Annotated in this window: 6 protein-coding genes; 3 read left to right on the forward strand and 3 right to left on the reverse strand. The window is 62.3% G+C overall.

What is annotated here, in order from left to right:
- Positions 1-468 precede the first annotated feature (468 nt).
- Entirely contained in the window at positions 469-2,304 is a 1,836-nt protein-coding gene (locus GE027_RS22030) for a sulfatase family protein (protein WP_153559392.1), read from the forward strand.
- Positions 2,305-2,853: 549 nt separating this feature from the next.
- Here GE027_RS22030 and GE027_RS22035 read toward each other — a convergent pair.
- Genes GE027_RS22035 through metK form a run of 3 tightly spaced genes read right to left on the reverse strand, consistent with a single transcriptional unit; the run spans position 2,854 to position 5,918 of the window.
- Entirely contained in the window at positions 2,854-3,834 is a 981-nt protein-coding gene (locus tag GE027_RS22035; protein ID WP_153559393.1) for a GDP-mannose 4,6-dehydratase, read from the reverse strand.
- Positions 3,831-4,721, reverse strand: coding sequence for a metallophosphoesterase family protein (locus tag GE027_RS22040; protein WP_153559394.1), 891 nt, complete (start codon positions 4,719-4,721; stop codon positions 3,831-3,833). Before GE027_RS22040 ends, GE027_RS22035 begins: the two co-directional genes overlap by 4 nt.
- A gap of 15 nt (positions 4,722-4,736) precedes the next feature.
- The gene (gene metK / locus GE027_RS22045) at positions 4,737-5,918 is read right to left on the reverse strand and encodes a methionine adenosyltransferase (protein ID WP_261344079.1); all 1,182 of its coding nucleotides are present in this window, start codon (positions 5,916-5,918) and stop codon (positions 4,737-4,739) included.
- 285 nt (positions 5,919-6,203) lie between these two features.
- On the opposite strand from metK, the gene rnc reads away from it, so the two are divergent.
- Both rnc and GE027_RS22055 read left to right on the forward strand, forming a co-directional pair.
- Positions 6,204-6,983 carry a ribonuclease III gene (gene rnc, locus GE027_RS22050; RefSeq protein ID WP_153559395.1) on the forward strand — a complete coding sequence of 260 codons (780 nt, stop codon included), beginning with the start codon at positions 6,204-6,206 and terminating at the stop codon, positions 6,981-6,983.
- A 7-nt stretch (positions 6,984-6,990) separates the two neighbouring features.
- Entirely contained in the window at positions 6,991-7,719 is a 729-nt protein-coding gene (locus GE027_RS22055; RefSeq protein ID WP_153559396.1) for an SDR family oxidoreductase, read from the forward strand.
- The last annotated feature ends 613 nt before the right edge of the window (positions 7,720-8,332 follow it).

The raw sequence follows: 8,332 nt of genomic DNA on the forward strand, positions 1-8,332 counted from the left end.
ACATTCGGTTCGCACACGCTGCGAGATCCGTGAACAGTTACAAGAAAAGTTTTCTCCCCTCTCCCCCGAAGCCTGGCGAGCCTAAGCGAGCCAGGCTTCGGGGGAGAGGGGTCGGGGGTGAGGGGGAATGCAGAGCAGCACCACGGCCGTATCTCGCTTTGGTGCACGGCCCTGCTGATTGTACGCCATGAATCATCCCGTTGCACCTGAGCCCCCTTATCCCCGGCCCCTCTCCCACCACTGCTTCACTCGCTGACGCTCGCGGCGCCGCGGGGGAGAGGGGAGAAAACACGGCATGTGACCGTCCCGCGTCGCACATCGATTACGTTAAAGTCAGCAAATCTCGAATCGCTCACGCCTAAACTCGCAACTCGCAACTCGCAACTCACCTTTCCTCCACTACGTCCAAAGTCTGGCGACTTCAGCTACGACAACTAACAACCATCAACCAACAACGAACAACCAGCCATGAAACTCCCCATCCCAATCATCCTCGGCACAATCCTCACGGCCTTCCTCGCCACCGTCGCCGCCAGCACCACGGCCACGGCCGCGGACCGGCCCAACATCCTCTGGCTGACCTGCGAAGACAACAACGTCAACTGGGTGGGATGCTATGGCAATCCCCACGCCGAAACGCCCAACATCGATGCACTGGCCGCCGAAGGCTTCCAGTACATGCACTGCTACGCCAACGCGCCGGTGTGTGCTCCCTCGCGCAGCACCTGGATCACGGGCGTGCACGCGCTGTCGATGGGAACCCATCCGATGCGCAGCCGTTACCCGATCCCGCACGACCGCATCGCCTACTATCCGGACCTCCTAAAGCAAGCCGGTTACTACGTCGGCAACGCTCGCAAGACGGACTACAACATCGGCGGCCGCGACGACAAGCAGCCGTGGGACACCAGCAAACTGGACTGGCAGACGCTCGAAAAACAACAGCCGTTCTTCATGGTGGTCAACAACACCAAATCACACGAATCCAAAGCGTTCGGCGCGGTCGACAACACCGACCATTCGGCCGACAACGTGCGGCTGGCCAAGTACCATCCAGACGTGCCCGAAATCCGCCAGAACTACGCCCACTACCACGACCAGATCAAGAAGATGGATGCCGACATCGGCCGGGCGCTCGACCAGCTCGAGGCCGCCGGATTGGCCGATAACACGATCGTCATCTACAACTCCGATCACGGCGGCGTGCTGCCGCGCAGCAAACGCTTTCTCTTCAACAGCGGCACGCACTGCCCGCTGGTGATCCGCATCCCCGAGCGGTTTGCGCATCTGCGTCCAGCCCAGCCGGGCACCAAGATCGATGACCTGGTCAGCTTTATCGACATGACCAAAACCTGGCTGGACATCTGCGGTGCCGAGACGCCCGAGTACCTGCAGGGCAAAGTCTTCCTGGGCCCGCGCAAAGAGTCGCGTGATTACCACGTCAGCTTCCGAGCTCGGATGGACGAACGCTGTGACAACGTGCGGGCGATCCGCGACCGGCGGTTCCTCTATGTCCGCAACTACATGCCCTACGCTCCCTGGGGTCAACACCTGAATTACCTGTGGAACATGAAAGCCACCCAGGCCTGGGAGCAGCATCACCTGGCCGGCAAAACCGACGCCATCACCGGTCGCTTCTTCGGCACCAAACCGGCCGAGGAACTGTATGACACGACGGTCGACCCGGACAACGTCCACAACCTGATCGACGATCCACGCTACGCCGAAGACGTCGAGCGATTGCGCAAAGCCCTCGACCGGTGGCAAGAGAAACATTTTGACGCCGCCTTGATGCCCGAGAGCGAACTGGTGCGGCGAGCCGAACAGGCGGACATGACGATTTACGACCTGGTCCGCGATCCCGCTCGGTACGACCTGCGGCGCTATCAACAGCTGGCCGCCACCGCGATCGCACCGACGGCCGACGACCGCGACGAGCTGTACGCGGCCCTGGACGACGACGACGACGCCGTACGCTACTGGGCCGTGGTCGGTTTGTTTCACCTGCAAGAGCAAGGAGACATCGATCTCGACCCCATCGCCCAGCGGATGAAGCAGGACGACTCGGACCACGTCCGCGCGATGGCCGGCTGGATCATGTTCCGAGGCGGCCAGCAAGCGGACGCCAGGTCCGCCTGGAAGCAGTTGCTTCGCGACGACTCCTACGCCTCGCTGAAGATCATGAACATCATCGACTGGATCGACGAAGACCCACAGACCTACCAAGCCGCGATCGACCAGTGCGACCACAGCCACGGCGGCTACGTCGACCGCATGAAGGAATACCTAAGCAGCAAGCGGTAGGCGGTTGTTGGTTGTTAGTTGTTAGTTGTTAGTTGTTAGTTGTTAGTTGTTAGTTGTTAGTTGTTAGTTGATGGTTGTTCGTTGTTCGTTGTTCGTTGATGGTTGATGGTTGTTGGCCATCGCTAATGGCGAGTAATCGCGAAGCGATGGCAGTCGATAGCCTCGGATGCAATCCGAGGTAGACGCAATTATTTCTTTCCCCCCTCTCCCCCGCAGCGCCGCGAGCGTCAGCGAGTGAAGCTGTGGGGGAGAGGGGTCGGGGGTGAGGGGGACACTCCGGTGCAAACATGCGTTCGCAAGCGGACCCCCTGATCAACCGCATCTCCTGCCGTCCCTTCGGGACTAGATGGGACGCTGGGCCGCACGTTCCACGCCCCTTCGTGGTCAACAACCAACAACCATCAACCATCAACCATCAACCAACAACCAACAACCAACAACCAACAACCAACAACCAACAACCAACAACCAACAACCATCAACCATCAACCAAACCCCGGCGAGTTCAGCTACGAAGCTTGGTTCACAGGCTGGAAGCCTATGCCACTCTCACACACTGGGATTGGCCAGGTCGTGCTGGACCATGATCCGGGCCAGCTCTTCCAGGTCCGTCTCGGCTTTCCAGCCCAGGTGCTCGGCCGCTTTGCGGGGGTCGCCCACCAAGCGATGCACTTCTGCGGGCCGCACGAAGCGGGGGTCGGTTTGAATGTGCGCCTCGTAATCGCGGCCCACCACCGCGAAGGCGGCTTCCAGAAAATCTCGCAAACTGTGGCTGCGGCCGGTCGCCAGGACGTAGTCGCCCGGCGTGTCGTGCTGCAGCATCCGCCACATCCCGGCAACGTACTCGGGCGCATAGCCCCAGTCCCGCTGGGCATCCAGACTGCCCAGCACCAAGTGATCGGTCTCGCCCCGCGCGATCGCGGCGACACCGCGCGAGATCTTCCGCGTCACAAAGCTTTCCCCGCGCCGCGGCGATTCGTGGTTGTAGCAGATCGCGTTGCAGGCAAAGAAATCGAACGACTCGCGGTACACCCGTACCATGTCCGTGGCAAACGCTTTGGCCACGCCGTAGGGCGTTACCGGTCGATGCGGCGTCGCTTCGCACTGCGGAGCCGATTCGGGGCGACCAAAGATCTCGCTGCTGCTGGTCTGCAGCAAACGCGGCCGGTGCGGCAGGTCGCGAATGATCTCCAACAACCGCAGGGTCCCCATCGCCGTGGTGTCGCACGTCGATTCGGGGATCTCGAAACTCACGCCGACGTGGCTCTGGCCGGCCAGGTGATACAGCTCGTCCGGTTCGACCGCGACCAGGATCCGGCGGATCGTCGTCGGATCGTCCAGGTCCGCATAGTGCAGATGCAACCGGCGGCCGTAGATCTCCGGATTGGCGAACAGATGGTCCAGCCGCCGCCGCTTGGTGCTGCTCTGCCGACGCACCAACCCGTGGACTTCATAGCCCTTGTCCAGCAACAGCTCCGTCAAGTAGCTGCCGTCCTGGCCGGTGATCCCGGTTATCAATGCTTTGTTCACTCGGCCACGCTCCAGCGACACGTCTCGCCATCGACATCGATCAGGCCGGTCAACCGCGGCTGGCCGTACTCCGCGCCGCCGGTCACCACGGTCAGGTTATCGCGCAGGTGAGCCACGCCGCCGTGATGGGTGTGGCCGCACAGCACCAACCAGCGATGCTCGGGGTACCGCTCGGCAAACTCCATCAGCAACTTTCCCAAGTGGCCACAGACAAAGAATGGCGCCCACAGGTCATCGGTCGTCTGGCCTTCGTACCAACAGGCTTCGCGAAACGGGGGCACGTGGGTGGCGACGACGACGGTGCGAAATCGCTCGCAGGCCTGCCGCAATTTGGGCCGCAGCCGATCGGCCGACTCCTGGCCCAGGGCCTGCAAACGCCGCTGCCAATGTTCGGACGGTTCGGTGCGAAAATCGTCGATGTGCTGGAAATCGGCCAGCCGCACGGGCGAGTGATCGTAGTCGCCGATCGTCGCATCGCCCCAGCCATCATCGCCCACCAGGCCGACTCCGGGCGAAAGCGCCACCGGGAATTGATCGGTCAGGTACACCAGTCGCGATTCGGCGCCGCAAACCTCGACCATCCGGCTCCGGGTGCGAGCCACCGATCCGCCGTAGAAGTCGTGGTTGCCCAGCACGAAATAGATGGGTCCGGCCAGCGCGGCCGTCAACCGGTTCAGCTGGAAGACGACGTCTTCGCCTTCGGAGATATCGCCGGTCAACAACAACGCATCGGGCGGGCCCACCAACGCATCGGGCGGGCCCACCAACGCATCGGGCGAGCTCACCAACGCATCGGGCGAGCTCGCCTCGATCGAACGGATCAAGCTGTCCCAGGAAACGGCTGAGGCGTGGTTGAGGTGAGGGTCCGTCAACCACGCCACACGCATCGTCGTTTCCACGCCTTACACGGCTTCCGCCGTCGCACCGGCCGCTTCGGCCAACGCTTCGGCTTTGTCCGTCTGTTCCCAAGAGAACTCCGGTTCGCTGCGTCCGAAGTGACCGCCGGCGGTGGTGGCGGTGAAGATCGGACGACGCAGCTGCAGGTGCTCGATGATCCCGGCCGGGGTCAGCGGGAAGTGCTCGCGGATCAACTCACGCAGGCGAGCGTCGTCGATCGTGCCGCTGCCCTGCGTGTCGACGTGCACGCTGACCGGCTCGCTGACGCCGATCGCGTACGCCAACTGGACTTCGCAGCGGCTGGCCAATCCGGCGGCGACGATGTTCTTGGCGATGTAGCGGGCCATGTACGCCGCACTGCGGTCCACCTTGGTGCTGTCCTTGCCGCTGAAGGCGCCTCCGCCGTGACGTCCCCAACCGCCGTAGGTGTCGACGATGATCTTGCGGCCGGTCAAACCGCAATCGCCGTGCGGCCCGCCGATCACGAACTTGCCCGTCGGATTGATGTGGTACTTGATGTCGCCCTTGTTCAGCTCCGCCGGCAACGACGGCAGGATCACCTTGTTGATCACAAAGTCGCGGATCGTCTCGTTATCGACGTCCGGGCTGTGCTGGGTGCTGACCACCACGGTATCGATGCGGACCGGCGTAAAACCATCGTATTCGACGGTCACCTGAGCTTTGTTGTCGGGCCGCAGCCAATCGACTTCTTGGTTCTTGCGAGCCTCGGTGATGCGGTTGATGATCCGGTGCGACAGCGCGATCGGCAGGGGCATCAGCTCCGGCGTGTCCTTGCACGCAAAGCCGAACATCAGCCCCTGGTCGCCGGCCCCGACGTCTTTGCTATCGCCCGCATCGACGCCCATCGCGATATCGGGGCTCTGCGCGTCCAAGCTGACCATCACGGCACAGGTGTCGCCACAGATGCCCATGTGATCATCGGTATACCCCACGTCGTTGATCACATCGCGGACGATTTGCGAGTAATTCACTTGGGCTTTGGTGGAAATCTCACCGGCGACGATGGCCATGCCCGTGGTCACCATGGTTTCGCAAGCCACGCGGCTGTCGGGGTCTTGGGTCAGCAGCGCGTCCAGGATCCCGTCGCTGATTCGGTCAGCCAGCTTGTCGGGGTGCCCCATACTGACCGATTCACTGGTAAAGAGATAGCTTTGTTTGGCGGACACGTGGCGGATTCCTCCGGCGGTATTGATTGAGGTTCGTTGAATACTCTCAGAAAACTAGCAGGTTTGGGCGAAATTCGCCAGATGCATGCCGGATTCGCGGGTTGTGACGCCTATGCATTCGCGGCTTTGCGCCCGGCGAGCCGTATTTCGTAGGCTGCGACCAGTTGCAACCGGGCGGGAAACCGACCATTTTTATAGGGAGCTGTTGGTAGGTGCCACGATGCGCGGCTTCAATCCCTCCCTTCGTTTGTTGACACCCTGCCTTGTATTTGATCGGATCCTGGCGTGAACGAGCCCGAATCGCCGCTGTCGCACAATGTGGAGCGGGCGAACCTCATCGATACCGATCCGGAAGCCCCGGATCTGGACTACGAAGCCAAGATCCAGCTCTGCCAGGAGCGGATCGGCTACCGGTTCTGCGATAGCAGCCTCCTGCTCGAGGCCCTGACGCATGCCTCGGGCGCGTCGACCCGGCTGGCCAGCAACGAACGACTGGAATTCCTGGGCGACGCGATCCTGGGGATGGTCGTCTGCGAATGGCTGTACCAGGAACACCCCGAGAGCAGCGAAGGGGAACTGACGAAGATCAAATCGGCGGTGGTCAGCCGTCAGACCTGCGGCGATGTCGCTCGCGAAATGCGGCTCGATGAGTGCCTGATCGTGGGCAAGGGCGTGATCCGCAATCGCAGCTACCCGCGGTCGTTGATCAGCGACGTCTTCGAAGCGATCGTCGCCGCGGTGTACCTCGACGGCGGGCTGGATAAAGTTCGCCCGCTGATCCGCAGCTGGTTGGCCGAACCGGTGCGGGAGTCGATCGAAGGGCAGGGCAGCAACTACAAATCCGCCCTCCAGCAATTGGCCCAGAAGGAGCTGTCCAGTACGCCGGTGTACCGCCTGGTCACCGAAGCCGGACCGGACCACAGCAAAACCTTCCGCGTCTCGGCGATGATCGGCGAACGAGAATTCACCCCGGCCTGGGGCAGAAACAAAAAGGAAGCCGAACAGCGAGCCGCCGCCAACGCCCTGGCCGAACTGCAAGACGAACCCGCCCCGTTCGGAGAATAACCAACCAATGACAAATCTCAACGGAAAACGCGTCGTCATCACCGGCGGCGGCACGGGGATCGGCGCGGGCATCGCCCGCGGCTTGGCGGCGGCGGGTTGCCGCGTCCTGGTGGGCGGTCGCCGGCAAGCCCCCTTGGACGCCTTGGTCGCCGCGACCGATGGCGATCTCCAGGGCCACGTGATCGACGTCGCCGACCGCGACAGCGTCGCCCGCTTCTTCGCCCACGCCCGAGCGCAGCTCGGCCAGGTCGACATCCTGATCAACAGCGCCGGCATCAACATCGTCAACCGCTCGATGGCCGCCATGGACCCGGCGGACTGGGACCGCGTACTGCAGATCAACGCCTCGGGCGCCTACTACTGCATGCACCAAGTGCTGCCCGAGATGCGCGAGCGTCGCGACGGGTTGGTCATCAACATCTCCTCGATCGCGGGCAAACGAGCGATCTCGCTGGGCGGCGTGGTCTACTGCGCTTCGAAATTCGCGATGACGGCGATGGGCACCGCGGTCGCCAACGAAGTCCGCGAGGAAGGCGTGCGGATCACCAACGTCTATCCCGGCGAAGTCAACACGCCGATCCTGGACAACCGCCCGTCGCCGGTCAGCCAGGAGCACAAGGACTCGATCCTCCAGCCCGAAGACATCGCCGCCCTGGTCGTCACGATCTGCCAGCTGCCACCGCGAGCCCATGTACCGGAAATCGTCATCAAACCCACCAAACAAGAATGGGTGTAAGTGGCGAGAAGCGAGTGGCGAGGGGCGAGATTTGAGATTTCCTGACTCCGGCGGAATCTATGTACGGGAACGAACGTTCTCGAATCGCGGAGCGATTGTCTGTGGTAGCCCCAGGCGCGAGCCTGGGGAAACGGAATACATACAAGCGAAAGCCCTGGAAGGGCGACATGAAGGATCGCACCGAACTCATGCCGTCCCTCCGGGACTCTCATCGGGTGTGAGTATCGGCACCCCAGGCTCGCGCCTGGGGCTACCGCATGTCGCCACTGCCGTGGCTGCTGCGCCCAATCTTCGCACGTCAACCATAGCATCCGCCGGAGTCAGCAGATTCGAGATTCCAGATTCGCAAACGCCGCCGGATTCGGCGTACGAAAAGGTTCCGCGTACGAAAAGATTCGGCGTACGAAAAGGATCGTTTACTCCCCTCTCCCCCGCAGCCTGGCGAGCCCAAGCGAGTCAGGCTTCGGGGGTGAGGGGGCCAGGCCTTACAGGTCTCGGCTGGGACAGCGGAGCTACTCTCACAGGCTGGAAGCCTATGCCACTAAGAATCGCGAAGCGATGGCAGTCGATAGCCTCGGATGCAATCCGAGGTGCGGGGCTCCCGCCAGAAAAT

This window comes from Roseimaritima sediminicola (assembly GCF_009618275.1).
Taxonomy (GTDB): Bacteria; Planctomycetota; Planctomycetia; order Pirellulales; family Pirellulaceae; genus Roseimaritima; species Roseimaritima sediminicola.

Coding starts and splice junctions, on each gene's coding strand:
- GE027_RS22030 (WP_153559392.1), top strand. CDS start 469: ATGAAACTCCCCATCCCAATCATCCTCGGCACAATCCTCACGGCCTTC.
- GE027_RS22040 (WP_153559394.1), bottom strand. CDS start 4,721: ATGCGTGTGGCGTGGTTGACGGACCCTCACCTCAACCACGCCTCAGCC.
- GE027_RS22055 (WP_153559396.1), top strand. CDS start 6,991: ATGACAAATCTCAACGGAAAACGCGTCGTCATCACCGGCGGCGGCACG.